Origin of the sequence: Enterobacter sp. ENT03, from assembly GCF_019218745.1 — a bacterium.
Taxonomy (GTDB): Bacteria; Pseudomonadota; Gammaproteobacteria; order Enterobacterales; family Enterobacteriaceae; genus Enterobacter_D.
The window spans coordinates 440,462-466,381 of the sequence record NZ_JAHUXA010000001.1 but is presented as its reverse complement, the minus strand read 5'-3'; the positions used below and the strand labels follow the sequence as shown (position 1 = coordinate 466,381).

Sequence of the window (25,920 nt, the reverse complement as noted above, 5' to 3'; positions counted from 1 at the left end):
CATTTGATGCTGCAATAGAAAGGCACAAAAAAAACGCGCGCAGGAATACCTTTGTGAAGCTGCCCACGCTTACGATGGCGGTTGCTGTTTCGCCCATTGCAGAAAACGATCGCGAGTGAGTGGATCCGCCTGCTCAAACCAGAATTTTAGACGCTGTTCGGTAAGCGTTTGCGATTGCGGCGGAATGACGTCCAGCTCGGATATGCCGGACAGCAGCGTGCTGTCATCGGCCTGCACAGGCGCGAACAACGGGAGCGCGGCCGGTTTACCCGACTTGTTGTAACGCGCCGTCTCGCGCTCATAATTCACGCCTTTCCCCTTATCCTGCACCGGAAGAACATCAAGCATCACCGGTATCGGCGCGGCTTCTCCATCCAGCAGGGCCAGCCCCGGCGCGTTGTTGAATTTTTCCGCTGCTTTCCAGCTATCCAGCGGAGGCAGAGAGAAGTTCACCAGTTGCACCGCGCGCGTGTTGAAACTCACCACCAGCGGCGGGGAAATATAGAGCCGCATTTCATGGTTTGCCCCACGAATGGTTTTTTCAACGCGAAATACCAGCTGGTGTGGGCCGTTATCCAGCTCAATGCTGTCGGCACCGCGCAGCAACAGACTGGAGACTTTTTTTCCATCCAGTACCAGCAGATCAATATCGGTGGAAAGGCGTAATGTGGTGGCGACGACGGTAACCGGCAGCAGGCAAAAGATCATTGTCATCGTCAGGCCGGTTCTCATGGGTGTCTCCTGCGCTGTCGGGTGAGTTGCCAGAATGTATAAAGTTTTCAGGGCGCTTTTGTTTACTAACATATAGACAGGCGCAGGTTTTTTCTCTCATGCAGAGGTATGGGATAAATGGTTACCTGTAGAGCGTTGACGTACACTGCATTGACTAGCCTGGAGGATAAAATGAAAGAAACCGATATTGCTGACATTTTGCAGTCTACCCGTACCATTGCGCTGGTAGGCGCAAGCGATAAACCCGATCGCCCCAGCTACCGTGTCATGAAGTACCTGCTCGATCAGGGTTATCACGTGATCCCGGTATCGCCAAAAGTAGCCGGTAAAACGCTACTCGGACAGCAGGGTTACGGCACGCTGGCCGAGGTCCCGGAAAAAATTGACATGGTGGATGTGTTTCGTAATTCAGAAGCAGCCTGGGGCGTGGCGCAGGATGCTATCGCGGTGGGGGCTAAAACCTTGTGGTTGCAGCTTGGCGTAATCAATGAGCAGGCGGCTGTGCTGGCGGGTGAAGCAGGGCTGAATGTGGTGATGGATCGCTGTCCGGCGATTGAGATCCCACGCCTGGGCCTCGCGCGCTAAATAAAAAACCCCGCACCGGCGGGGTTTGTTTAGTTGCGCAGGCGGGGTGCCTGAAGCTGTTTGCGGATGGTCTGTGCCAGTTCGTCCATTGAGGGCTGCTCAGGATGCTCGGCCTGGATCTCACTGGTGAGCTGCGCCTCGGCCAGATAGGTATGCACCGGCTGGCCGTTGTCGTCTTCCATCACCACGTGATACCAGGGCGCATCACGCAAGTCCTCATCGACTGCCAGCTCATCCGCTGACGGCTTATCAAGTGAATATTCGGGATCAATGTCCACCACCACACCTAAATAGCCTAACAGTGTGTGGCGCACTTGCTGGCCGATACCATATTTGCTGGCAATCATAGTCTCCTCCAGAGAACCGTTACTGACACCAAATATGTGGGCAACGATCCAAATATCAAGTTACATGATGCGGCAGGCAAACCCTTTCAGATACAGTCCTTCCGGATAAGGGGCGATCACCGGGTGATCGGCGGCCTGTCGGAACTGCTCTATAAATTGTACATCACGCCCTGCGTCAATTGCGGCGTCGGCGATGATTTTCTGAAATAAATCGGTGGTCATCAGGCCCGAGCACGAGAAGGTTAGCAGGACGCCGCCAGGGTTGAGCAGCTGGATCGCCAGCATATTAATGTCTTTATAACCACGGCATGCGCCCATCAACTGGCTTTTGTTTTCGACAAACTTCGGCGGATCCATCACGATCACGTCGAATGTCTCTCCCTGATCGCGGTATTTGCGCAGCAGCTTGAAGACGTCATCGCGCACAAACTCTGCTTTGCTAAGATCGAGTTTGTTTAGCTCAACGTTCTGACGAGCCACATCCAGTGCTTCCTGAGAGGTATCAACACTGACCACCTGGCGGCAACCGCCCATCAGCGCGGAGACGGCAAAACCGCCAGTGTAGGAGAAGCAGTTGAGTACGCGTTTGTCCTCAACATAGCGGCGGGTTGCCAGACGGCTGTCACGCTGATCGAGGTAATAGCCGGTTTTGTGCCCGGTCTGAATATCCACCAGCAGCTTCATGCCGTTCTCTTCAATTGGCAGCAGCGCAGGCGGCAGATCGCCGACCACCAGACCCTGCGTCAGTTCCATCCCCTCTTTTTTACGCACTGCGACATCGCTGCGATCGTAAATGGAACAGGAGGGATAGCAGGCCTGCAGCGCAGCGATCAGCGCCGGACGCTGGTATTCAGCCCCGGCACTCAGCAGTTGCAGCACGAGGAAATTCCCAAAACGATCGATAGTGATCCCCGGCATACCGTCCGATTCACCGGCGATCAGACGGTAGCTGTCCAGGCCATCACGCTTCGCCAGCCAGTCACGCCACTGTTGCGCCTGATTCAGACGGCGGATGAAGAATTCAATATCAATGCTTTCATCTTTATCGAATGTCCAGACGCGCGCACGGATTTGCGAGGCGGGAGAGTACGCGCCACGTGCCAACCATTTTCCCTGATGATCAACAATATCAATGGTTTCACCGAGGTTGGCTTTGCCTTCCATGCGCGCAACCGCGCCGGAGAAGACCCAGGGATGACGGCGCAGCAATGATTTCTCGCGCCCTTTGGTTAACACTAAACGTACACTCATAATTGGCTTATTTGTCATATTGAAGAAAATGGCCGCCATTTTCCCGAGTTCAGCCGTGAAATGCAATGTAGCGGCGGATAAACCGCTCTTTCATCTCTGGTGTCTGGAATGACACGTCCTGTCCGCCCGGCTTTATAGAATGCCCCCAGTCGCTAATGCATTCAAAATCCTGGGTAAAATATGAGCATCACACCGTATCGCTACCAGTTTATCGCCGAACCGATCACCAGCCTGTCAGGAAAATTATTGGGCGTGGAATTACAAACCCGTCTTGAAAAAGAGGGACAGCAGGTGCTGCATCCGGAACTGATCATTGCAGGCTGGAGTACGGAAGAGAAACGCGGCTATCTTTACGAACAACTTGAGCGGGTGGCTAAGCAGACAGCCTGGATCAGGGATCAGCATGTGCTGGTTTCTGTGCCTTTGTTCGATGCAGAGTCCGCGATGCTGGTTAGCTATGACGCAACTCTGCGTGCACTGTTATCCACACTGCCTTTTCTCCGGCTGGCGCTGGCTGAAAATATTGCTGACGTTCGTGACGATATGCAGGGTATCGGCAACAGCATGTGGCTGGCCGACGTGGGGGGCGGCGGCGCGAATGTCAGCGGGCTGATGAGCCAGCAGTTTTACGCGGTGATCCTCAATAGCCGCTTTTTTAAGGATGAAGTGGAAAAGCCGACATTCCCGGTATTAATTAAAAATCTGCGCCGTTACTGTGACAAGGTCGTGGTGCGAGGTGTGACCGATCGCCGTTGCCTGACTGTCCTGCAGGACGCCGGCATCTGGGGCGTACAAGGGGCTTTTTACCGCCCGGTACCATTGGAGAAACTGAACTGGTTAATGTGAAGACGGCGACAGGACGCTAAACTGACTGTTTACCATCATGTTGAAACGAGCAGAAAATGGAAAATCAGACCTCTCAGGGCGTGAAATGCTGGGTGCATGGCAGTGTGCAGGGCGTGGGATTTCGTTACAGCACGCAGCATGAAGCGCAACGCCTTGGGCTTACGGGCTATGCACGTAATCTGGATGACGGAAGTGTGGAAGTGGTCGCTTGCGGCGATGCAGAAAAAATTGAGGCGCTGGTGGCCTGGCTGAAAGCTGGCGGGCCTCGCAGTGCGCGGGTAGATAAGGTGTTAACTGAACCCCATCAACCCACACAAGCGTACAACCGCTTTGATATTCGCTATTAAATGCATTTTACCGGTTTAGGCAGACCGGCGATCTTGGTGGCCTGTTTCGCCGGGCCTTTGGGGAACAGGCGATAAAGATAACGGCTATTGCCTTTCTCTTCGCCAAATTTGTTCGCCATGGCTTTCACCAGCATGCGGATCGCCGGTGACGTATTGAATTCCAGGTAAAAATCGCGCACAAAACGCACCACTTCCCAGTGTTCAGCCGCCAGCGTGATGCCTTCTTTTTCGGCAATCAGCTCAGCCAGCGCCTCGCTCCATTCATAGGTGTCTTTTAGATAGCCTTCGCTATCGGTCTCTATTTCACGGCCTTCATAAGTCAACATAATGCATCGCAGAGTCAGTCAAAAACCTGGGTAGTTTAGCAAATAAAAAAGCCCCGCATAAGCGGGGCCTGACCGGTAAGCGGTGGCTTAGTTTCTGCTGGAGAAACCCAGGATACTGAGCAGGCTGACGAAGATATTGTACAGTGAAACGTACAGGCTTACGGTTGCGCGCAGGTAGTTGGTTTCACCACCGTGAATGATATTGCTGGTTTCAAACAGGATGGCACCCGTTGAAATCAGAATAAACACGGCGCTGATTGCCAGATGCAGGGCCGGCAGCTGCAGGAAGATGTTGGCCACCATGCCAATCAGCACGACCACAATACCCGCCATCAGCATACCCCCCAGGAAGGACATATCCTTACGGGTGGTTAGTACATAAGCCGAGCAGCAGAAGAAGGTTAGTGCAGTACCGCCGAGCGCCAGGCCGATCAAATCGCCCATACCCGCAGACAGGTAGGCATTAAGCATTGGCCCCAGGATATAACCCAGGAAACCGGTAAAGGCGAATGCCGCCAGGATACCGGACGGCTTATCAGCCAGCTTATAAGTCAGGAACATCAGCCCGTACATACCAACAATAGTCAGCAGGAATCCCGGCGAGGGCAGGGCGAGCACTGTACTGAGCGTGGCGGTTAACGCTGAAAAGGCCAGCGTCAGGCTCAACATGAAATAGGTATTACGCAACACTTTATGCGTACTGAGCAGCGAGGTACGCTCGCGCGATGAACTTACTATACGATCCATACGTCACTCTCTTATGACAGATGTAATTAGTTGTGAAGCATAGAAAAAACCTGCCATAAGGGGGTAGCGGTTTTACCCATCTTTACGCTGACAATAATCCCATGACGATAGCATTAAATTCTTTATAAAAAGCACCTTGCAGCAGGAGTGCGCATTCTCAGAAAATAATCAGATCAAGCTCTTATAGGTCACTGAAAGATATTGCCTTATTTCATATCCCTCGCTAAGAGTGATAGTCAGGGTGTCACCATGTTCAGGGATAAGGCAAACAAAATGAAAGCACGTAATACGCAGATTTTCAGAATGACTCTGCTGGCTGGCTGCCTGTTATGCGCCAGTACCGCAACCTTTGCGGCAGAGGTACCACCCGGTACAAAGCTTGCCGCGACGCAAACGCTGGTCAGAAATAATGGCAGCGAACCGGCATCACTCGATCCCCATAAAGTAGAAAGCGACGTCGAATTCAATATTATCAGAGATTTATTCGAAGGCCTGGTGTCGGTAAAGCCTGATGGCACCATTGAACCGCGTCTGGCGGAAAAATGGGAAAATAAAGACAGCACGGTGTGGACCTTTCATTTACGACCGGGCGTCACCTGGTCTGACGGCACGGCTATTACCGCTCAGAATGTGGTCTGGAGCTGGCAACGGCTGGTCGATCCAAAAACGGGTTCCCCCTATGCCAGCTACCCTGGCAATATGCATATCGTCAATGCTGCTGAGATCGCCCAGGGCAAGCAGCCACCGGCGTCATTAGGTGTTAAAGCGCTGAATGACACCACCCTGGAAGTCACCCTGACGCAGCCGACCGCCGCGTTTCTGGCAATGCTGGCGCACCCGTCGCTGGTGCCGGTTGATAAAGTGCTGATTGGTCGCTTTGGCGATAAGTGGTCAAGGCCAGAGCACTTCGTGGCCAGCGGTGCCTATAAGCTCAGCGAATGGGTTGTTAACGAAAAAATTGTCGCCGTGCGCAATGCGCGCTACTGGGATGATAAACACACGGTGATCGACACCGTCACTTATCTGCCCATCAATGCTGAAACCGCGGATGTAAACCGCTATAAAGCCGGTGAGATTGACATCACCAATACCATCCCGGTGAATCAGTTTGCGCAGCTAAAAAAGACCCTCGGCGATCAGGTTCATATTTCACCGCAGCTGGCGACCTACTACTATCAATTTAATACCACTAAAGCCCCCTTTAACGACCCGCGGGTGCGTCGCGCACTTAACATGGGACTGGACAAAGATATTATCGCGACGAAAGTGATGGGACAGGGGCAGCGCCCGGCGTGGGTAATCAGCCAGCCGGAGATCGGCGGGGTGAGTCTGCATAATCCGGATTATGCCGCCTGGCCTGAAGAGAAACGCCTGACAGAAGCCAGGCGCCTGCTTAATGAGGCAGGCTTTAATGACGCACATCCACTGACCTTTAATCTGCTCTATAACACCATGGAAACGCACCAGCGCATCGCCATTGCAGTCAGCTCAATGTGGAAAAAGAATCTGGGCGTTGAAGCAAAACTGCAAAATCAGGAGTGGAAAACCATGCTCGACACCATGCACACCGGCAATTTTGATGCGGTGCGTTATGCGTGGATAGCAGACTACGATGATGCCGCGACCTTCCTGAATACCTTCCGCACCGGTGACAGTGAGAACACCACCGGGTACAGCAATCCGGCTTATGATGCGGCAATGCAAAACGCAGCAAAGGCGGCAAACGTGGAGGAGCGAGGGAAATATTATCAGCAGGCTGAAGATATACTGGCGCAGGATGTGCCCGCCGTACCGGTTTATCACTATGTCAGGACGCATCTGGTGAAACCCTGGGTCGGGGGCTTTACGCCAGATCGCCTCGGCTACTTTTTGACGAAAGATATTTTTATCAAAAAACACTGAGTTTTATGCTGAATAAATAGTCATTCTGTTGTTATTTCAGTCAATTAAATGTGTTTTGACGGTTTTTCAGCCAAACGATAAAAATGGTGCTTTACATGGCGCACCGGGATGTTTATAGTGCGCCTCATTCCGGAAGTGTGGCCGAGCGGTTGAAGGCACCGGTCTTGAAAACCGGCGACCCGAAAGGGTTCCAGAGTTCGAATCTCTGCGCTTCCGCCAGATTAAACAAGGGGTTACCATTTGGTAACCCCTTTGTTTTTCTGGCTTCAGAATTTCCACGATCCCCCCTTACACTCACCTGTTACCTTTTTGCTGCCATGACACCCTTTTTTAATCGCGATAATAAGGGGTATCAATCGGGAAGGTAGTCGTCATACTCATCAGCTGGCACGCAACGAGCTGACGCTGTTCCGCATAGTGGAAGAAAAAATGATTTGTCGCCTGGTCGTAAATCATTTTATCCAGATTCGCAAACTCCACGATCAGCAACGAACCTTTGCGTAAATGGCCACCCCCGGTTTCAAAATTATCCTTACCCCATGACTCCTGAGTATGTTCATAGCGATGAAGGATCACTTCTATTTGCCAGCGCTGTGGGCAACGCAGGTTGATAACAGCGTTTTCCAGCGAAAAAGCAAAGGAAGGCGAGGTGAACATCCAAAGTAAAGCGAAGGTTAAAACGTATCTCATTGTTTAATGCCCTGATTATTTTTAGGTTTTATGGCATTAAAAGAAAACGCTGTCTTTGAGCACAATCATATCGCCAGTTTGAGTGATGACGATATATACAGCTGGTGAATGTAATTAAGTTGATGCGTTATGCTGGGGTGCTTTTGGTGGGAGGGATAACGGGGGAAATGAACGGAAAGGCATAGCACAGGCCGGTAAATGCCTGCTGCGCAAGACCGGCCTGTTAAATCATGAGGGCTTAGTCAGCAACCAGCCACATGTCAGCTTCTTCAAACATCTCTTCCAGCATTCTGTTCAGCTTTTCGCGATCGCTTTTACTGGCATCACTGTTCAGTGAATTAGCCTGCATGGGTTTAACGCGCACATCGGCATCGGGAAAAATACGATGAACACGATGTGTCAGTTCGTTCAGTATGATTTCACGGGCGCCAGGAAGCCCGGCGACGTTACGCTTATCATAAACTAACTCTACAAACACACTTCCTCCGGAAACTGGTTATTTATACAGTTATCATCATACGAGGCTTGCAACGCAAGGTAAAGCGAAAGTCAGGGCCTTTGCTGCCGTGAACGGTGTCTGCGCGAAAAAATTACTGCTGGTCATGCCAAACTTTGCGGCATCGCTTCAAGAAAAATGTCACAAATCTGTCACACTTATTTTTCAACGCGAAATGAGGATGATGGAATGAAAAAAACATTACTGGCGGCGGTGATTGCTGCGCTTACCCTGACCGCATTGCCTGCACAGGCGCAAGACGCCCCGCAGGGGTATCAGCTCCAGCAGGTGCTGATCATGAGCCGGCATAATCTTCGTGCGCCGCTGGCGAACAATGGCAGCGTACTGGAACAATCTACCCCTAACGAATGGCCTGAGTGGGACGTGCCCGGTGGACAGTTAACGACCAAAGGTGGCGTGCTGGAAGTTTATATGGGCCATTACATGCGGGAATGGCTGGCGGAGCAAAAACTGGTCACCTCCGTTGAGTGTCCGGCAACTGACAGCGTTTACGCTTATGCAAACAGCCTGCAGCGCACCGTTGCCACCGCACAGTTCTTTATTACCGGTGCGTTCCCTGGCTGCGACATCCCGGTCCATCATCAGGAAAAAATGGGCACCATGGACCCGGTGTTTAACCCGGTGATCACCGATGACTCTGCGGCCTTCGATCAGCAGGCCGTACAGGCCATGGAAACCAAACGCAAAGAATTTAAGCTGGGAGAAAGCTACCAGCTGCTGGAAAAAATTACCCATTATCAGGATTCCCCCGCCTGTAAAGAGAAGCAGCAGTGCTCGCTGGCAGACGCGAAAGATTCCTTCAGTGCAAAATATGAGAAAGAACCTGGTGTTTCCGGGCCACTGAAAGTGGGTAATTCGCTGGTGGATGCCTTTACGTTGCAGTATTACGAAGGGTTCCCGATGGATCAGGTCGCATGGGGCGAGATCAAAACTGACCAGCAGTGGCGGGTCTTATCGCAGCTGAAAAACAGCTATCAGGATTCATTATTCACCTCCCCGGAAGTGGCGCGTAACGTGGCGGCACCGCTGGTGAAATACATTGAAAAAGTGCTGGTGAATGACGCTGGTGGGCCAGCAAAAGTCACCCTGATGGTCGGGCACGATTCAAACATTGCCTCCCTGCTGACCGCACTTGATTTCAAACCCTACCAGTTACACGACCAGTACGAGCGCACGCCAATTGGCGGCAAAATCGTCTTCCAGCGCTGGCACGATACGGCAGGTAACCGCGATTTGATGAAAATTGAGTATGTCTATCAGAGCGCGAAGCAGATCCGTAATGCGGATGTGTTAACGCTGGCAGCCCCTGCCCAACGTGTGACGCTGGCTCTGAACGGCTGTCCGGTGGACGCGCAGGGTTTTTGTGAGATCGATAAATTCAATGCCATTCTGAAGACGGTCGCGAAGTAAAAATGGCCATTCCCCCGCCGGGCGGCGGGGGAAAGCAGATCAGACGTTTTTACGTTCGATGGTTTGCTCGCCCCAGAACAGCGAGTCTTTATCGGTTTTCTTGAAGGCGAGGATCAACACTTCATCGTTACCTTCTTCCCAGATTTGCTCCGCCAGTTTTTCATCATAATCAGCGAGTTCAAAAATGGCCTCTGCAATCTCAGGAGAGGTATTTCGCAGAGTGGCAAATTCGCCTACGCGGTGTGCTTTGGATTCTTGAGTTGGCATTCGTCTTACTCCTGTCAGATTAGTGTTTCAGTTTCACAGCCAGACCCGCGACATATTCGCCCTGGTAGTGGGCGATAGCGAGCTCTTCAGCGCTGGGTTGGCGGGAACCATCGCCACCGGCAATAGTGGTTGCGCCATAAGGGGTACCGCCGCGAACCTGTGAAACATCAAAAAGTTCCTTCGCCCCGTAACCAATGGGCACGATAACCATTCCATGATGTGCAAGCGTCGTCCATGTTGAAGAGATGGTGTGCTCCTGCCCGCCGCCCGTGCCGGTAGAACTGAATACGCTGGCGATCTTGCCGTGCAGCGCGCCGGAGGCCCACAAGCCGCCCGTCTGGTCGAGGAAGGTGCGCATCTGGCCTGCCATGTTGCCAAAGCGTGTTGGCGTGCCAAAGATGATGGCATCGTAATCCGCTAATTCCTGCGGCGTTGCCACCGGTGCAGATTGCGCCTTTCCCCCAGATTTGGCGAACAGCTCAGGTGGCATGGTTTCAGGAACTCGCTTAATGGTAACTTCAGCGCCTTCCACCTTTTGCACACCTTCGGCAATGGCCTGCGCCATCGTTTCGATGTGCCCGTACATGGAGTAGTAGAGCACCAGTACACGGGCTTTCGCGCCGTCTGTTGTTTGCATGTCACTCCCCTTCGCTTAACAAATCTCAAAATAAGCGTAGCACATGAAAATTCTTCCCCTGCGCATCCATCGAGCATTCCGCGTTCTGTTAAGAGAATGAAACAGCAATGACGAATGACGGCTATTTTGTCGCAAAATGAAACATTTTTGCCGCTTCGGATTTTATAAGTCATAAGAGATATTTATGGATTGCGAGGCGCAAATATTCTGTTAACGGCGACATTGATGTTGCAGAATATTACTGCCAGGTGGCTGGATACGCCTTTCTGGCTAAGCTTAAGTCATGTGGCGCAGCAAACCTTACGGGTTTCGCGCTGCGAGTAGACAGAAATCTCGTCAACGTAATGCAGCATGATGTCTAATGTTTAACAGTTCTGGAGGTCAGAATGGCAAACCATCGTGGTGGTTCAGGTAATTTCGCTGAAAACCGTGATCGAGCATCAGAAGCAGGTCGTAAAGGTGGCCAGCAAAGTGGGGGTAATTTCAAAAATAACCCTGAACGTGCATCTGAAGCGGGAAAAAAAGGGGGCAAAAATAGCCACGGCAGCCGCGGTAACAGCGAGTAGCGCTGCTTAGCTAAGACAAGAGGCACGCCTTATTTACATTTCCATCAGCGTGTTGACCTGTCCCCACCGCCGGTATTACCGGCGGTTTTTTTTGCCTGAATAGCACCTGCACATCCCAATTTATGGTTCGCTCGCCATCGTATTCAGTAATTTCCTCGCATAGATCTCCGAACGCGTACGGCAGTGAACGTCCAGCGTCAGCCAGGCATCCTGCGTCACATTAAACACGTTCACTGGCCCGCTGTTACAACCGCTTTCCACCACCAGGTCGCCTGCATGAATAACGCTGCTGGAAAGCACTGTTGCGATAACAAATTCCCCGCGCTCATTCAGGCTGCATACGCAGCCCGTTCGTTCACTAACATGCAGGACCACCTGACACATAGTCACGCCCCCTGATGGGTTCAGGAAACCGGTCGCAGCGCCGGAAACAGGATCACGTCACGGATGGTGGGGGAGTCGGTAAATAGCATCACCATTCTGTCGATACCGATCCCCAGGCCCGCCGTCGGAGGTAAACCATACTCCAGCGCGGTCACGTAATCCGCATCATAAAACATGGCTTCATCGTCGCCAGCATCGCGGTTCGCGACCTGTTCGCGGAATCGCTCAGCCTGATCTTCTGCATCGTTCAGCTCTGAAAAGCCATTACCTATTTCCCGCCCGCCAATAAAGAATTCAAACCGGTCGGTAAACTGTGGGTTTTCATCGCTGCGCCGAGCCAGCGGTGAGACTTCTGCGGGGTATTCGGTGATAAAGGTTGGTTGAATAAGCTGACTTTCAGCCACCGCATCAAACAGCTCGGTAATGAGCCGCCCGTGTCCCCAGCTGGCTTCCGGTACAATCCCCAACCTGTCAGCAAGCGCGGTGGTCAGGGCCGGGGAGTCCAGCTCTTCCATTGAGATGCCGGTGCCGTATTTGATGATGGCTTCCTTCATCGTCAGGCGGTCAAATGGCTTGCCAAAGTCAAAGGTATTATCGCCACATCTCACTTCTGTCTTGCCTGTCACCTCAAGTGCTATCGTTCGGAACAGCGCTTCGGTCAGATCTATCAGGTCGTTATAGTCTGCATACGCCATGTACAATTCCATCATGGTGAATTCAGGGTTATGGCGCGGGGAAATCCCCTCATTGCGGAAATTACGGTTGATCTCGTACACCCGCTCAAAGCCGCCCACCACCAGCCGCTTGAGATACAGCTCCGGTGAAATGCGCAGAAACATCTGCTGATCAAGGGCATTGTGATGGGTGACGAAAGGGCGGGCCGATGCGCCGCCCGGGATCATTTGCATCATCGGGGTTTCCACTTCCATAAACTGGCGGGCGTTCATGAAGGTGCGGATGACTGACATGATTTTTGAGCGCGTCTGAAACGTATGGCGCGTTTTTTCGTTGGCGATGAGATCCAGATAGCGCTGACGATAACGCCTCTCCTGGTCGGTCAGACCATGAAATTTATCCGGCAAGGGTTTAACTGCTTTGGTGAGCAGGCGCAGCTCGCTGCACTCAAGCGTCAATTCCCCGGTCTGCGTTCTGAATAGCACCCCGGCGGCACCAATAATATCGCCCTGATCGAGCAGTCGCAGCAGCTGCTCATAATGCTGTTGGCCGATGCCTTTCCCGCTAACGTACAGCTGGATGCGACCCCCCATATCCTGCAGCGTGATAAACGCGGCTTTACCCATGACCCGACGCGTCATCAGGCGGCCCGCGACCCGCACGGCGATTTTGTGGGTTTGTAGCATTTCCTTGCTGAACGCATCGTAAAGCTGGTGCAGCCGATCGGCTGTAGCATCGCGGCGGAAGTCGTTGGGGAAGGCATTGCCGCTGCGGCGCAGCTGGGCCAGTTTTTGCATTCGCACGCTGAACTCGTCGTTCAGCGTCTGCTCGTAACCTGTGGTGTCCATACTCGTGTCAGCCTCTCTAACAGTGGTTGCTGACAGGCACTTTACTGCCGCAGGGATGTTGAATGCAAGCAAAATGATCTGCATGGAGATCGGTTCGATCTCCATTAGCGTAACATGTTACTCGTCTTTCGTACCGTAGGTGTGTTTTATCTCATCGATTAGCGCCGCGGCCTGTGCGTAAAAACGCTCCCGTTGGCTGGCTGATAAGCTGTAGAGCTGGTGTTCAAAATCACTTTGCAGGCAGGAGTCATGCAAAATTCCTTTCACCCCTTCCTTGTGAATGACTTTGAGCAGTGCCGCAATGTCTTTCTTATCAAGCGAGGTGAAAACCATGGACCATGCGAATTCCAGTGGATCCCCAGCAGGCGCCTTTTCCTGCGCTGAATCCGGATTATTTGCCGTGAGATCAGGGAGTTCTTTATGAACGCCAGAGGCCAGCCACTCCACGGATACGCCTTCCCGGTCGGCAATTTTCTTCGCCATGCTCAGCGAAGGTTCTGTGCCACGGTTGAGATAATTATTCAGCGTGGAGTAGGAGAGATCCCACGCTTTTGCTACTGAGCGGGTGCTGCGTGAACCGATAAGCAAGCGCAGCCGATAAGCCAGTCCTTCCACAGATGTATCTTCATCACCAGTCAGGGGTTCGTTCTTCATTATCTTCCATCCTGCCTCATACAACTCTGCAAGTTGATGCGCAAAGCGACCAAAAATATGCGAGACGTGCCGCATTTATCCAATTCAGGACTTTTTATTACCTCAAAAGAGATCAATGCTATGTCCGCTTCATGATATTGAGTCCACCCATAGGGTTATGCCATGGGGTAAAAGAAAGAGGTTAATCGAATTATGACTGCAAATGAAGAGCGTACCGACTGGAACCGCATAGATATTGTCGCGGCGCTGCACAAGCAGGGTGTGTCTATCCGTGAACTCTCTGTACGCGCCGGGTTGAAACCCGACACGCTAAAAAATGCGTTATCCCGTGCCTATCCGAAAGCCGAACGCATTATTGCCGATGCGCTTGGTGTTGCACCGGAACATATCTGGCCCAGTCGTTATCTGAATGCGTCTCGCAAGCCTTTATAAAACTCTTCATTACGTTATTAACACGACACAAGGAGAGTGCGATGCGCTGAATAACTGTACGCCACGGCAAGACAATGTGAAAAAAAATACACAGCTTTTATTATACAGAGATGGAACGATGAATAATCCCGGAAATAAAATGGGAGTGATGCATCTGACCATATTAACTGCGGTTAATATGCTGGGGTCAGGCATTATTATGCTTCCAACTAAACTCGCCGAAGTCGGTACGATGTCGATAATATCCTGGCTCGTGACGGCATTAGGTTCGCTGGCCCTCGCTTGGGCATTTTCAAAATGTGGACTTTTTAGTACGAAAAGTGGTGGCATGGGCGGCTATGCGGAATATGCCTTTGGTAAATCTGGCAACTTTATTGCCAATTATACCTACGCCATCAGTCTGCTCATCGCCAATATAGCCATTGCGATTTCTGCCGTGGGTTATGGCAGCGTGTTACTGGGGGTTGAACTCTCCCCGGTTGGCGTCTGTCTGGCAACCATTGTGGTGCTGTGGATCACCACGGTGTGTAATTTTGGCGGCGCAAAGATCACCGGGCAAATTGGCTCCGTGACCGTGTGGGGCGTGATCATTCCTGTCGTCGGGCTGTGTGTCCTCGGCTGGTTCTGGTTTAGTCCGTCGTTGTATGCCAGCGCGTGGAATCCCAATAAACTGGATTTCTTCTCTGCCATTTCGACGTCCATTTCCATGACGTTGTGGGCTTTCCTGGGGCTGGAGTCAGCCTGCGCCAATATGGATGCGGTCGAGAACCCGCAGAAAAATGTCCCGATTGCTGTGTTCGGCGGGACGCTGGTATGCGCGGTGATCTATGTGCTTTCAACCAATGTGATTGCCGGGATTGTCCCTAATCTGGATCTGCTGCACTCCACCGCGCCCTTTGGCCTGGCGTACGCCACCATGTTCACGCCAACCGTTGGCAGCGTGGTGATGTTTCTGATGGCGTTGGCCTGTATCGGTTCGCTGCTCGGCTGGCAGTTCACCGTGGCGCAGGTGTTTAAATCCTCGTCGGACATTGGTTACTTCCCGCGGATTTTCTCTCGCGTGACGAAACACGATGCGCCGCTGGTGGGGATGATTATTCTCGGCATCGTCCAGACGGGCCTTGCGCTGATGACCATTAGCCCTTCGCTGAATAAACAGTTCAACAGTCTGGTAAATCTGGCGGTGGTCACCAATCTGGTGCCTTACGTCCTGTCGATGGCCGCGCTGATCCCGATGCAACGACTGGCGGGCGTGCCTGGCAGACAGGCGAAAATGAACACCTTTATTGCGCTGATCGGCACGATCTACAGCTTCTATGCGCTGTGGTCATCAGGCGAAGAAGCCATGATGCTCGGCGCGTTAGTCACTTTCTCTGGTTGGACCTTCTGGGGAATGTTTATTGAGAAGAAAGAGCTTACGGCTGAAAATATATATCAGGGATAAGATATGAAAACCATTGCTATTATGAATCACCTCGGCAATCTTTTTAAAGAAGCGCCGATTAAAGAGTTACAACTCACACTTGAAGCGCAAAATTACCGTATTATTTTTCCCCATGACACTGATGACCTGTTACAGCTCATCGAAAATAATGCCAAAGTGTGCGGCGTAATATTTGACTGGGATACCTATAATTTAACCTTGCCCCGACAAATAGAAGCCCTCAATGAACAGTTGCCGATGTACGCTTTTGCCAGCCAACATACGCTGCATGAAACGGATATTTACGAACTGAACATGAATATCCATTTCTTTGAATATGAACTTTATGCCGGGCAGGATATTGCCGATCGTATCAAACGGGGCACCGAAGCCTATTTTGATACGATTCTGCCGCCTTTTACGAAAGCACTTTTCCGCTATGTTGATGAGGGAAAGTATACCTTCTGCACGCCCGGCCATATGGGCGGGACGGCTTTCCAGAAAAGCCCGGTTGGCAGCCTGTTTTACGATTTTTTTGGTGCCAATACGATGAAATCGGACATTTCGGTTTCCGTGTCAGAACTGGGTTCGCTGCTCGATCACTCCGGGCCGCATCTGGAAGCCGAGCGCTATATCGCAGAAACCTTTAACGCCGAACGCAGTTACATGGTGACTAATGGCACCTCAACGGCGAACAAAATTGTCGGCATGTACGCGGCACCCGCTGGCAGCACTATTCTGGTGGATCGCAACTGCCACAAGTCGCTGACTCATTTGATGATCATGAGTGACATCACGCCGATCTATTTCCGCCCAACCCGTAATGCCTGGGGGATCCTCGGCGGTATCCCGCGTCGTGAATTTGAAAGCGCAACCATAGCTGAGAAGGTAAAACAGACCCCCGGCGCGACCTGGCCGGTACATGCCGTGATCACCAACTCGACCTATGACGGGCTGCTGTATAACACCGACGCCATTAAGCAGACGCTGGACGTAAAATCCATTCACTTCGATTCTGCTTGGGTGCCGTACACCAATTTCAGCCCGATCTATCAGGGGCTGTGCGGCATGAGCGGTGACCGCGTACCGGGGAAGGTGATCTACGAAACCCAGTCAACGCACAAGCTGCTGGCCGCGTTTTCCCAGGCCTCAATGATCCATATTAAAGGCGACTTCGAGGAAGAAACCTTCAATGAAGCCTTTATGATGCACACCTCCACCTCGCCGCATTACGGCATTGTGGCGTCCATTGAAACCTCCGCCGCGATGATGAAGGGCAACGCCGGAAAACGGCTGGTGAGAAACGCGATCCGTCGTGCTATCCGGTTCCGCCATGACATTAAACGCATCAAACAGGGGATGGATAGCTGGTTTTTTGACGTCTGGCAGCCAGAAGACGAAACGCTGACAGAAACGTGCTGGAGCCTGACGCCCGATGCTGACTGGCATGGTTTCAAGAATATCGATGAAAACCACATGTATCTGGATCCCATCAAAGTCACGCTGCTGACGCCGGGAATGGATCGCGGGGGCAACATGGAGGAGCAGGGCATCCCTGCGTCAATTGTGGCGAAATACCTCGATCAGCAGGGGATCATTGTCGAGAAAACCGGTCCGTATAATCTGTTGTTCCTGTTCAGCATCGGCATCAATAAAACCAAAGCGTTACGGTTAATGCGCGCGCTCAATGATTTTAAACGCGATTATGACCGCAATTTAACGGTGAAAGAGATGCTGCCGTCGGTCTACAACCAGCAACCCGCGTTCTACGGCAATATGCGCATCCAGGTCCTCGCCAATGGCATTCATGCCCTGATCCGCCAGCATCGTCTGCCGGAGCTGATGTTCCACGCCTTCGAAACGCTGCCCACCATGGTGATGAACCCGCACCATGCTTTCCAGAAGGAGCTGCATGGCGAGATCGAAGAGGTGTATCTCGAGGAGATGACGGGTCGCGTCAGCGCCAACATGATCCTGCCGTACCCGCCGGGCGTCCCGCTGGTTATGCCGGGAGAAATGCTGACAGAGGAGAACCAGGCAACGCTGGAATTCATCCAGATGCTGTGTGAAATTGGCGCGCATTACCCCGGTTTCGAAACCGATATTCATGGCGCTTATCGCCAGCCGGACGGGCGATACACGGTGAAGGTGATCAAAAACACGCGTTAACGTCATCACCCGCTGTGCTCTGACGTCCGGGCACAGCGGTTTTTTTTGTCGCCGGTGTTGAACTCCGCTGACTGCCACCGCACACTACTGCGTTGATATTCTTACTGGTCGTCGCATGGAAACCTTCTTGTCTCGCTATTCCTTCTCCGTAAAACCGCAGGAAGCCCTGCTGATCCTGATCACCATGTTCTGGGGTGGCACTTTCCTCGCCGTACAATATGCGGTGACCCTGAGCGGTCCGTTCTTCTTCGTCGGACTGCGTTTTGCCACCGCTGCGCTGGCCGTGGCGCTGCTGTCGCTGAAGGTATTGCGCGGTGTGACCTGGCTTGAGGTAAAAGCCGGTGTGGCGATAGGCGTATCTATTGCGCTGGGTTATAGCTTACAGACCTGGGGATTGCAGACCATCTCCAGCAGCAAATCGGCATTTATCACCGCCATGTATGTTCCACTGGTGCCGCTGTTGCAGTGGCTGTGCCTCGGCAGAATGCCGGGGCTGATGTCCTGTCTGGGCATTTTGCTGGCTTTTACCGGTCTGATCCTGCTCGCCGGACCCGGCGGCGATCTGCTGGTGCCGGGGGAAGGAGAACTCATTACGCTGGCAAGTGCGCTGGCAATCGCCGCGGAAATTATCCTCATCAGCGCCTGGGCCGGTAAAGTGGACATCCGCCGGGTGACCATCATCCAGTTAGCCACCGCCTCGCTGGTGGCGTTTTGCGCCATGATCCCTGCCGGTGAAACCGTACCGACGCTGTCCCCGGCGCTGCTTGGCGTGGGGCTGGGGCTGGGTATCTTCAGCGCAATTATTCAGGTGGTGATGAACTGGGCGCAGCGCAGCGTCTCCCCGACGCGGGCAACGGTGATCTACACCGGCGAACCGGTCTGGGCGGGCATATTCGGACGTATTGCCGGCGAGCGGTTGCCGCTGCTGGCCCTGCTCGGCGGGGTGTTTATCGTGCTGGGCGTTCTGGTCAGCGAGCTGAAGTTTAAAAAGAAAAAGGGTGTGAGCGAATGACGCAGGGGGCAGCAAAAAAAAGCGGTAAACGCTCGCAGGCGGTCAGTGAGAAAAGGGCGGCGATCCTCGCGGCGGCGCTGGCGTTGTTTTCCCGCTCTGGCATCCACGGTACGCGCCTTGAACAGGTGGCCGAGCAGGCGGGAGTGTCCAAAACCAATCTGCTGTACTACTACCCGTCGAAAGAAGCGCTCTATATTGCCGTTTTACAGCAGATCCTCGACATCTGGCTGGCACCGCTAAAAGCCTTCCGGGAAGACTTCGCGCCGCTGGTGGCTATCAAAGAGTACATCCGCCTGAAGCTGGAGGTATCCCGCGATCACCCGCAGGCCTCAAGGTTGTTCTGTCTGGAGATGTTGCAGGGCGCGCCGTTGCTCAAAGCCGAACTGACCGGGGATTTGAAAGCGCTGGTGGAGGCGAAGTCGGCGATTATTGCCGGCTGGGTGGCGAGCGGTAAGCTCGCGCCCGTCGATCCGCATCATTTGATTTTTATGATCTGGGCCGCCACCCAGCATTACGCTGACTTTGCGACCCAGGTTGAAGCGGTAACCGGTGCGACGCTACAGGACGCTGCGTTTTTCCAGCGCACGGTGGATAACGTCCAGCAGATGATTATCGAAGGGATCCGCGTGCGTTAATTCCCCGGCGGCAGCGGGCAGCTGAGATCGCCTTCTTCACACTGTAACAGCGAGGCCAGCCAGGCTTCGCGTTCTACGGTTTTATCGTGCAGACACTGATTATTGATCATCGGCTGTACGCTGCCGCCCTCGGTGGCGGAGCTGATAAACGCGCAGTCTGCGTCGCGCATGGTGATCCACGCCTGCTGCGCTTTTTTAAGCAGCTCGCGCTGCGGTGCATCGGCGCGTTTCATCGCGGTGCTGTAGGTGTCGTTGAGTTTTTTATCCGCCGCCTGATATTGCGTGGCGGTGCAGCTATTCAGCTCGGCTTGCGTGCTGGCATTACCGCAGTCATCAGCGAGGGCTGGCGCGCTCAATAGCGCGGCAGCAAAAAAGAGGGATGTGCGTTTCATCATGTCTCCCGGAGTAGCGAAAACAAAAGCCTACATGGTCAGGCTTTGTCGGGCAAGCCTGTGCTAGCGGGCTTTTTGCCGGGTGGCGGTTTCGCCTTACCCGACCTGTGAATCGGACGGTGAGCACCCCAGGCCCGGCAAGCTTGCGCCGCCGGGCAACTGGTGAACCCTTAACCGATCGTCATCAGGCTGGCGTTGCCGCCTGCCGCTGCGGTATTGACGCTGAGCGATCGCTCCACGCACAGGCGCTCCAGCAGGATATTGCTTTCGCCGCGGGCGAAGCCCTGCACCGACACAATCGCACCGTCACGCTCTGCCACCTGCTCGCACCAGGCGCGCAGCTGATCGGAATCGCCGTGGAAGATCACCGCATCATAGGCCTGAGCGGCGAGAGTTTCCGGGGCGGCCAGCTGAATCCGCGCGGTGACGGCCTGCGGCAGGCGTTTTTGCAGATCGCGATGTAGCCCGTCTTCCGGCCACAGTACCTGACTACCCACCGACAGCACCGCCGCCAGCTGCGTCAGCGCATCCTGTTCGGTATCGGCGATACAGAGCACCCGCTCGCGCGGCAGCACCGTCCAGGTATTGCGCTCACCGGTTGGCCCCGGCAGCACACGCTGCGTACCACTTTGCGCCTGTTCGGCATACTGCGCGCACAGGGTCTGCAATTCCGCATTATCTTTCGCCCAGTTTTGCAACGCCGCCAGCGGTTGGGTCAGCAGGATTTTCAGTTGCGTATCCACCGGCTGCCCGGCGTCGTGACGGGTGAGGGTGGTGCTGACCGCATTTTCCGGACGGCTGGAGAGCAGGCGATACAGGTACAGCGGGCCACCGGCTTTCGGTCCGGTCCCGGACAGGCCTTCACCGCCGAACGGCTGTACGCCCACCACCGCGCCGACCATATTACGGTTCACGTACAGGTTACCGACGTGCGCACTGCCGGTGACTTTGGCAATGGTTTCGTCAATGCGGGTATGCACTCCCAGCGTCAGGCCATAACCGGAGGCGTTGATCTGTTCAATGAGCGCGTCCAGCGTTTCGCGGCGATAGCGCACCACGTGCAGCACCGGGCCAAACACCTCTTTAGTCAGCTCGTCAAAGCGATCCAGTTCGATCAGCGTCGGTGGAATAAAGGTGCCGGTATTCCATTCTTTCGCATCGTCACGGTTTTCATACACCGCCTGGAACACGTTGCGGCCTTTGGCGCGCATGGTCTGAATATGATTTTCGATGCTGGCTTTAGCGTCGGCGTCGATCACCGGGCCAATGTCCGTGGACAGGCGCTCCGGATTGCCCATGCGGCATTCCGCCATCGCGCCGCGCAGCATGGTCAGCGTGTGATCAGCAATGTCGTCCTGTAAGCACAGCACGCGCAGTGCGGAACAGCGTTGACCGGCGCTGTCGAACGCTGAAGCGAGGACGTCCACCACCACCTGTTCGGTAAGCGCTGAGGAGTCGACGATCATCGCGTTCATGCCGCCGGTTTCGGCGATCAGCGGCGTCGGACGCCCCTGCGCATCGAGGCGAGTGGCAATAGTGCGTTGCAGCAGCGAGGCCACTTCCGTCGAGCCGGTAAACATCACACCGCGCACGCGGCTGTCAGCAGTCAGCTGTGCGCCCACCGTTTCACCGCGTCCTGGCAGTAACTGAACCACGCCCGGCGGCACGCCCGCTTCCAGTAAAATCGCCACGCCTTGCGCTGCAATCAGCGGCGTCTGCTCCGCCGGTTTTGCCAGCACGCAGTTACCGGCCGCCAGCGCCGCCGCGATTTGACCGGTGAAAATAGCCAGCGGGAAGTTCCACGGGCTGATACAGACCACCGGCCCCAGCGGGCGGTGCGTTTCGTTGTCAAAATCGTGGCGAACCTGATCCGCATAGTAGTGCAGGAAATCCACCGCTTCGCGCACTTCGGCAATGGCGTTGCTGAAGGTTTTGCCCGCTTCACGCACCAGAATGCCGATCAGCTGCTGCATCTGGCCTTCCATCAGCATGGCCGCGCGTTCGAGGATCGCCGCGCGCTCCTGTGGCGGGGTAGCGAACCAGATCGGTGCCTGATCCACCGCACTTGCCAGCGCACGCTCCACTTCGTCGGCGGTGGCTTCGCGGGTATAGCCGACAATATCTTTCGGCTCAGCAGGGTTAATCACCGGCGTCAGTTCCCCGGCCTCGCACGGCTGTTCCAGCACCGGCAGCGCCTGCCACTGTTGCAGGGCGCTGTTAAGCAGGGCAGAGGAGAGAGAGGCCAGGCGATGTTCGTTGGCCAGATCCAGCCCGGCAGAGTTCACGCGACCATTGCCGTACAGCTCACGCGGCAGCGGGATCTTCGGATGTGGCAGTCCCACCTGGCCTTCTTGTGCAGCGAGTTTTTCAACAGCCGTCACTGGATCGGCCACCAGCTCATCCAGCGGCAGCGTAGTGTCCGCGATGCGGTTAACAAACGAGGTATTCGCGCCGTTTTCCAGCAGACGACGCACCAGATAAGCCAGCAGCGTTTCGTGCGTGCCGACCGGCGCATAAATACGGCAAGGGCGGTTTAATTTCCCGTCGGCCACTTTCCCTACCACCTGCTCGTACAGCGGTTCACCCATGCCGTGCAGGCACTGGAACTCATACTGGCCCGGATAGTAGTTCTGACCGGCAAGCTGGTAGATGGCCGCCAGCGTATGGGCGTTATGCGTGGCGAACTGCGGATAGATCAGGTTCGGCACGCCAAGCAGTTTTTTCGCGCAGGCGAGGTAAGACACATCGGTGTACACCTTGCGGGTATAGACCGGATACCCTTCCAGACCTTCCATTTGCGCACGTTTGATTTCGCTGTCCCAGTACGCCCCTTTCACCAGGCGGATCATCAGGCGACGGCGGCTGCGACCGGCAAGATCAATCAGGTAATCAATGACAAACGGGCAGCGCTTCATGTACGCCTGGATCACAAAGCCAATGCCGTTCCAGCCTGCCAGCTCCGGCTCAAAGCAGAGTTTCTCCAGCAGATCGAGGGAGATTTCCAGTCGGTCGGCCTCTTCGGCATCAATGTTAATGCCGATGTCGTACTGGCGCGCCAGCAGGGTGAGTGACTTCAGGCGCGGGTAAAGTTCTTCCATGACGCGATCGTACTGGGCGCGGCTGTAGCGCGGATGCAGCGCCGACAGCTTGATGGAAATTCCCGGACCTTCATAGATCCCGCGGCCATTGGAGGCTTTACCAATGGCGTGGATCGCCTGCTGGTAAGAAACCATATACGCCTGTGCGTCAGCCGCGGTGAGCGCCGCTTCGCCCAGCATATCGTAGGAGTAGCGGAAGCCTTTATCTTCCAGCTTACGGGCATTCGCCAGCGCTTCGGAGATGGTTTCCCCGGTGACAAACTGCTCGCCCATCAGGCGCATCGCCATGTCCACGCCTTTACGGATCAGCGGCTCGCCGCTCTTGCCAATAATGCGATTCAGGGAGCGGGAGAGGCTGGCTTCATTATGCGTGGACACCAGACGACCGGTGAACAGCAGTCCCCAGGTGGCGGCATTAACAAACAGTGACGGGCTGCGGCCAATGTGTGACTGCCAGTTGCCGTTGCTGATCTTGTCGCGGATCAGCGCATCACGCGTCGCTTTATCCGGGATACGCAGCAGCGCTTCCGCCAGGCACATCAGCGCCACGCCTTCCTGGGAAGAAAGGGAAAACTCCTGCAACAGGCTTTGCACCATACCGGCGCGACCGCTGGCGGTTTTCTGGTTACGCAGTTTTTCCGCCAGCTGATACGCCAGCGTATGGGCGGCGCTGGCGACCGGCTCAGGCAGACGCGCCTGTTCAAGTAGCATCGGTACGGCATCCGTTTCCGGACGGCGCCAGGCGGCGGTGATGGTGGCGCGGGTGACCGACTGCGGGAGTATATGTTCGGCAAATTCAAGGAAAGGCTGATGCGGTTCGTCAGCCGGTTCGCTGATCTCGTCGCCGACGGTCGGGCTATCGTTAAAGGGGGCCGCCAGCTCCGTTGGCGCACCGTCGGTTTCCAGCTTCTCAAGGTAATTAAAAATGGCCTGTTTGATCAGCCAGTGTGGGGTACGATCGATACGAGAAGCGGCAGTTTTAATTCTTTCGCGCGTTGCATCGTCCAGCTTAACCCCCATGGTGGTGGCGCCCATGTGCGTGACTCCCTTTATTCTGATGTCATACCGTATTGGTTAACCTGAAATATCTACTATGTTGCAACTTTGTGCAACCATGTTAATTGTGACCTGGCCTGCAAGCTAATAAAGCGGGTAATTGTTAATGCGGTGTAACGCTATTCTGGGGGGGTTATTGCATTCCATTACCTGAAACCATGCGGTGCTTAACACTTTTTTAAGGTGCAACCTTTAAAAGCGTGAGCGAGTGCAACCTGGCAATAAAAATGCAAAAAACAGGGATGAATTCCATGTGAATGGCGTGTTAAATCGATTGTGGTTCAGTAACGCTTCCGGCAGGATACGGTCGCCTCAAATAACAATGACGCTTTTACTACGTTCCGGTAAAGGTGCATGCGGCAAAGGTTTTAGTTGCCGACGAATAAATCTGGAGATCTTTTTATGGCAGTTAGCACACCAATGATGGTGACGTTTCTTATTTATATCTTTGGCATGATCCTGATCGGATTTGTCGCCTGGCGTTCAACCAAAAACTTTGATGATTATATTCTGGGTGGTCGTAGTCTTGGCCCGTTCGTGACCGCACTTTCCGCAGGCGCTTCCGATATGAGCGGCTGGCTGCTGATGGGTCTGCCGGGGGCGATATTTATTTCCGGTATTTCCGAAAGCTGGATCGCCATTGGCCTGACGCTGGGCGCGTGGATTAACTGGAAACTGGTGGCCGGGCGTCTGCGCGTGCATACCGAAGTTAATAATAATGCCCTGACGCTGCCGGATTATTTTACCGGTCGTTTTGAAGATAAAAGCCGGGTTTTGCGTATTATCTCCGCGCTGGTGATCCTGCTGTTTTTCACCATCTATTGTGCATCGGGCATCGTGGCAGGGGCGCGTCTGTTTGAAAGCACCTTCGGCATGAGCTATGAAACCGCACTCTGGGCGGGGGCCGCGGCGACCATTATCTACACCTTTATCGGCGGTTTCCTGGCGGTAAGCTGGACCGATACCGTGCAGGCGAGCCTGATGATTTTCGCGCTGATCCTCACGCCGGTGATTGTGATTATTTCCGTGGGGGGGTTTGGCGACTCGCTGGAAGTGATCAAGCAAAAAAGCATTGAAAACGTCGACATGCTGAAAGGGCTGAACCTGGTGGCGATCATCTCGCTGATGGGCTGGGGCCTCGGCTACTTCGGACAGCCGCACATTCTGGCGCGTTTTATGGCGGCTGATTCCCATCACACTATCGTGCATGCGCGCCGTATCAGCATGGCGTGGATGATCTTCTGTCTCGCCGGTGCCGTTGCCGTCGGCTTCTTCGGCATTGCCTATTTCAATAACAATCCGTCGCTGGCGGGCGCGGTGAACCAGAACGCCGAGCGCGTGTTTATTGAACTGGCGCAGATCCTGTTTAACCCGTGGATCGCCGGTATTCTGCTGTCGGCTATTCTGGCGGCGGTGATGTCCACCCTGAGCTGTCAGCTGCTGGTGTGCTCCAGCGCCATTACGGAAGATCTCTACAAAGCGTTTCTGCGTAAAAACGCCAGCCAGACCGAACTGGTGTGGGTTGGTCGCGTGATGGTGCTGGTGGTGGCGCTGGTGGCCATTGCACTGGCGGCAAATCCGGAAAACCGTGTGCTGGGTCTGGTGAGCTATGCCTGGGCAGGCTTCGGTGCCGCTTTTGGTCCGGTAGTGCTGTTCTCGGTGCTCTGGTCACGCATGACCCGCAACGGCGCGCTGGCCGGTATGGTGATTGGTGCCGTTACGGTCATTGTCTGGAAACACTTCGAACTGTTCGGCCTGTATGAAATCATTCCGGGCTTCATTTTCGGCAGTATCGGGATCGTGGTGTTCAGCCTGCTGGGCAAAGCGCCTTCGGCGAGCATGCAGCAACGTTTTGCGCAAGCGGATGCACACTACCACTCTAAACCTGGCGCACCCACGCAGGACATTCTGTAGTCGTTAATGGTGAGTCATTAATCACTGCCCGGCGCGCAAACGTGCCGGGCATGTTCTT

The 25,920-nt window shown here is 54.2% G+C and carries 26 protein-coding genes and 1 tRNA gene; 13 read left to right on the top strand and 14 right to left on the bottom strand.

What is annotated here, in order from left to right; all coding sequences use genetic code 11:
* Positions 1 to 69 precede the first annotated feature (69 nt).
* On the bottom strand, positions 70 to 732 hold the full coding sequence (locus KW828_RS02310; protein WP_218334812.1) for a DUF2057 family protein: 663 nt from the start codon (positions 730 to 732) through the stop codon (positions 70 to 72).
* A gap of 171 nt (positions 733 to 903) precedes the next feature.
* Here KW828_RS02310 and KW828_RS02305 point away from each other — a divergent pair, with 171 nt between their 5' ends.
* Entirely contained in the window at positions 904 to 1,317 is a 414-nt protein-coding gene (locus tag KW828_RS02305) for a CoA-binding protein (RefSeq protein ID WP_218334811.1), read from the top strand.
* A gap of 29 nt (positions 1,318 to 1,346) precedes the next feature.
* Here KW828_RS02305 and hspQ read toward each other — a convergent pair whose 3' ends face one another.
* Positions 1,347 to 1,664 (bottom strand): heat shock protein HspQ, encoded by a 318-nt coding sequence (hspQ, locus tag KW828_RS02300; RefSeq protein WP_218334810.1) that lies wholly within the window; start codon positions 1,662 to 1,664, stop codon positions 1,347 to 1,349.
* A gap of 60 nt (positions 1,665 to 1,724) precedes the next feature.
* Positions 1,725 to 2,915, bottom strand: a complete 1,191-nt coding sequence (gene rlmI, locus KW828_RS02295; protein WP_218334809.1) for a 23S rRNA (cytosine(1962)-C(5))-methyltransferase RlmI — start codon at positions 2,913 to 2,915, stop codon at positions 1,725 to 1,727.
* A 180-nt stretch (positions 2,916 to 3,095) separates the two neighbouring features.
* Between rlmI and KW828_RS02290 the strand changes: the two genes are divergently transcribed.
* Positions 3,096 to 3,761 (top strand): EAL domain-containing protein, encoded by a 666-nt coding sequence (locus KW828_RS02290; protein ID WP_218334808.1) that lies wholly within the window; start codon positions 3,096 to 3,098, stop codon positions 3,759 to 3,761.
* Positions 3,762 to 3,817: 56 nt separating this feature from the next.
* Entirely contained in the window at positions 3,818 to 4,108 is a 291-nt protein-coding gene (yccX, locus tag KW828_RS02285; RefSeq protein WP_218334807.1) for an acylphosphatase, read from the top strand.
* On the opposite strand, the gene tusE is transcribed toward yccX, so the two are convergent.
* Positions 4,105 to 4,434 carry a sulfurtransferase TusE gene (gene tusE, locus KW828_RS02280; protein WP_218334806.1) on the bottom strand — a complete coding sequence of 110 codons (330 nt, stop codon included), beginning with the start codon at positions 4,432 to 4,434 and terminating at the stop codon, positions 4,105 to 4,107. The genes yccX and tusE overlap by 4 nt on opposite strands.
* Positions 4,435 to 4,521: 87 nt before the next feature.
* Positions 4,522 to 5,181, bottom strand: a complete 660-nt coding sequence (yccA, locus tag KW828_RS02275; RefSeq protein ID WP_218334805.1) for an FtsH protease modulator YccA — start codon at positions 5,179 to 5,181, stop codon at positions 4,522 to 4,524.
* A gap of 273 nt (positions 5,182 to 5,454) precedes the next feature.
* Here yccA and KW828_RS02270 point away from each other — a divergent pair, with 273 nt between their 5' ends.
* Together KW828_RS02270 and KW828_RS02265 are read left to right on the top strand one after the other, a co-directional pair.
* Entirely contained in the window at positions 5,455 to 7,083 is a 1,629-nt protein-coding gene (locus KW828_RS02270) for an ABC transporter substrate-binding protein (RefSeq protein WP_218334804.1), read from the top strand.
* A 131-nt stretch (positions 7,084 to 7,214) separates the two neighbouring features.
* Positions 7,215 to 7,302 (top strand) — tRNA-Ser (locus tag KW828_RS02265).
* A gap of 111 nt (positions 7,303 to 7,413) precedes the next feature.
* On the opposite strand, the gene KW828_RS02260 is transcribed toward KW828_RS02265, so the two are convergent.
* Together KW828_RS02260 and KW828_RS02255 are read right to left on the bottom strand one after the other, a co-directional pair.
* A complete protein-coding gene (locus KW828_RS02260; protein WP_218334803.1) occupies positions 7,414 to 7,773 on the bottom strand; it encodes a hypothetical protein in 360 nt (119 codons plus the stop codon).
* Positions 7,774 to 8,011: 238 nt separating this feature from the next.
* A complete protein-coding gene (locus KW828_RS02255) occupies positions 8,012 to 8,251 on the bottom strand; it encodes a DinI family protein (RefSeq protein WP_072568083.1) in 240 nt (79 codons plus the stop codon).
* A 207-nt stretch (positions 8,252 to 8,458) separates the two neighbouring features.
* On the opposite strand from KW828_RS02255, the gene agp reads away from it, so the two are divergent.
* Positions 8,459 to 9,700 carry a bifunctional glucose-1-phosphatase/inositol phosphatase gene (gene agp / locus KW828_RS02250; protein ID WP_218334802.1) on the top strand — a complete coding sequence of 414 codons (1,242 nt, stop codon included), beginning with the start codon at positions 8,459 to 8,461 and terminating at the stop codon, positions 9,698 to 9,700.
* A 39-nt stretch (positions 9,701 to 9,739) separates the two neighbouring features.
* On the opposite strand, the gene KW828_RS02245 is transcribed toward agp, so the two are convergent.
* On the bottom strand, positions 9,740 to 9,967 hold the full coding sequence (locus tag KW828_RS02245; protein WP_088219713.1) for a YccJ family protein: 228 nt from the start codon (positions 9,965 to 9,967) through the stop codon (positions 9,740 to 9,742).
* Between the two features lie 19 nt (positions 9,968 to 9,986).
* Positions 9,987 to 10,604 (bottom strand): NAD(P)H:quinone oxidoreductase, encoded by a 618-nt coding sequence (gene wrbA / locus KW828_RS02240; RefSeq protein ID WP_218334801.1) that lies wholly within the window; start codon positions 10,602 to 10,604, stop codon positions 9,987 to 9,989.
* A 386-nt stretch (positions 10,605 to 10,990) separates the two neighbouring features.
* Here wrbA and KW828_RS02235 point away from each other — a divergent pair, with 386 nt between their 5' ends.
* Positions 10,991 to 11,170, top strand: a complete 180-nt coding sequence (locus tag KW828_RS02235; protein ID WP_218334800.1) for a general stress protein — start codon at positions 10,991 to 10,993, stop codon at positions 11,168 to 11,170.
* A gap of 120 nt (positions 11,171 to 11,290) precedes the next feature.
* Here the strand turns inward: KW828_RS02235 and KW828_RS02230 are convergent, their stop codons facing one another.
* The 3 genes from KW828_RS02230 to KW828_RS02220 all read right to left on the bottom strand — a co-directional run bounded on the left by KW828_RS02230 (position 11,291) and on the right by KW828_RS02220 (position 13,731).
* Positions 11,291 to 11,554, bottom strand: coding sequence for a hypothetical protein (locus KW828_RS02230; RefSeq protein WP_218334799.1), 264 nt, complete (start codon positions 11,552 to 11,554; stop codon positions 11,291 to 11,293).
* Between the two features lie 20 nt (positions 11,555 to 11,574).
* On the bottom strand, positions 11,575 to 13,077 hold the full coding sequence (gene lysS, locus KW828_RS02225; RefSeq protein WP_218334798.1) for a lysine--tRNA ligase: 1,503 nt from the start codon (positions 13,075 to 13,077) through the stop codon (positions 11,575 to 11,577).
* 117 nt (positions 13,078 to 13,194) lie between these two features.
* A complete protein-coding gene (locus KW828_RS02220) occupies positions 13,195 to 13,731 on the bottom strand; it encodes a helix-turn-helix transcriptional regulator (protein ID WP_218334797.1) in 537 nt (178 codons plus the stop codon).
* Positions 13,732 to 13,923: 192 nt separating this feature from the next.
* Between KW828_RS02220 and KW828_RS02215 the strand changes: the two genes are divergently transcribed.
* From KW828_RS02215 to rutR, 5 genes are all read left to right on the top strand, one after another.
* Positions 13,924 to 14,163: a helix-turn-helix domain-containing protein gene (locus KW828_RS02215; RefSeq protein WP_218334796.1), complete on the top strand. Its 240-nt coding sequence runs from the start codon at positions 13,924 to 13,926 to the stop codon at positions 14,161 to 14,163.
* Positions 14,164 to 14,281: 118 nt separating this feature from the next.
* A complete protein-coding gene (gene potE / locus KW828_RS02210) occupies positions 14,282 to 15,607 on the top strand; it encodes a putrescine-ornithine antiporter (protein WP_218334795.1) in 1,326 nt (441 codons plus the stop codon).
* A 3-nt stretch (positions 15,608 to 15,610) separates the two neighbouring features.
* Positions 15,611 to 17,755, top strand: a complete 2,145-nt coding sequence (gene cadA / locus KW828_RS02205; RefSeq protein WP_218334794.1) for a lysine decarboxylase — start codon at positions 15,611 to 15,613, stop codon at positions 17,753 to 17,755.
* A 115-nt stretch (positions 17,756 to 17,870) separates the two neighbouring features.
* Positions 17,871 to 18,767: a DMT family transporter gene (locus KW828_RS02200; RefSeq protein ID WP_218334793.1), complete on the top strand. Its 897-nt coding sequence runs from the start codon at positions 17,871 to 17,873 to the stop codon at positions 18,765 to 18,767.
* Positions 18,764 to 19,402, top strand: a complete 639-nt coding sequence (gene rutR, locus KW828_RS02195) for an HTH-type transcriptional regulator RutR (RefSeq protein ID WP_218334792.1) — start codon at positions 18,764 to 18,766, stop codon at positions 19,400 to 19,402. Before KW828_RS02200 ends, rutR begins: the two co-directional genes overlap by 4 nt.
* Here the strand turns inward: rutR and KW828_RS02190 are convergent.
* Together KW828_RS02190 and putA are read right to left on the bottom strand one after the other, a co-directional pair.
* Positions 19,399 to 19,794 carry a lysozyme inhibitor LprI family protein gene (locus KW828_RS02190; protein WP_218335353.1) on the bottom strand — a complete coding sequence of 132 codons (396 nt, stop codon included), beginning with the start codon at positions 19,792 to 19,794 and terminating at the stop codon, positions 19,399 to 19,401. The two genes, rutR and KW828_RS02190, sit on opposite strands and share 4 nt — an antisense overlap.
* 170 nt (positions 19,795 to 19,964) lie before the next feature.
* A complete protein-coding gene (putA, locus tag KW828_RS02185; protein WP_218334791.1) occupies positions 19,965 to 23,927 on the bottom strand; it encodes a trifunctional transcriptional regulator/proline dehydrogenase/L-glutamate gamma-semialdehyde dehydrogenase in 3,963 nt (1,320 codons plus the stop codon).
* Between the two features lie 423 nt (positions 23,928 to 24,350).
* Here putA and putP point away from each other — a divergent pair, with 423 nt between their 5' ends.
* A complete protein-coding gene (gene putP, locus KW828_RS02180; RefSeq protein ID WP_218334790.1) occupies positions 24,351 to 25,862 on the top strand; it encodes a sodium/proline symporter PutP in 1,512 nt (503 codons plus the stop codon).
* The last annotated feature ends 58 nt before the right edge of the window (positions 25,863 to 25,920 follow it).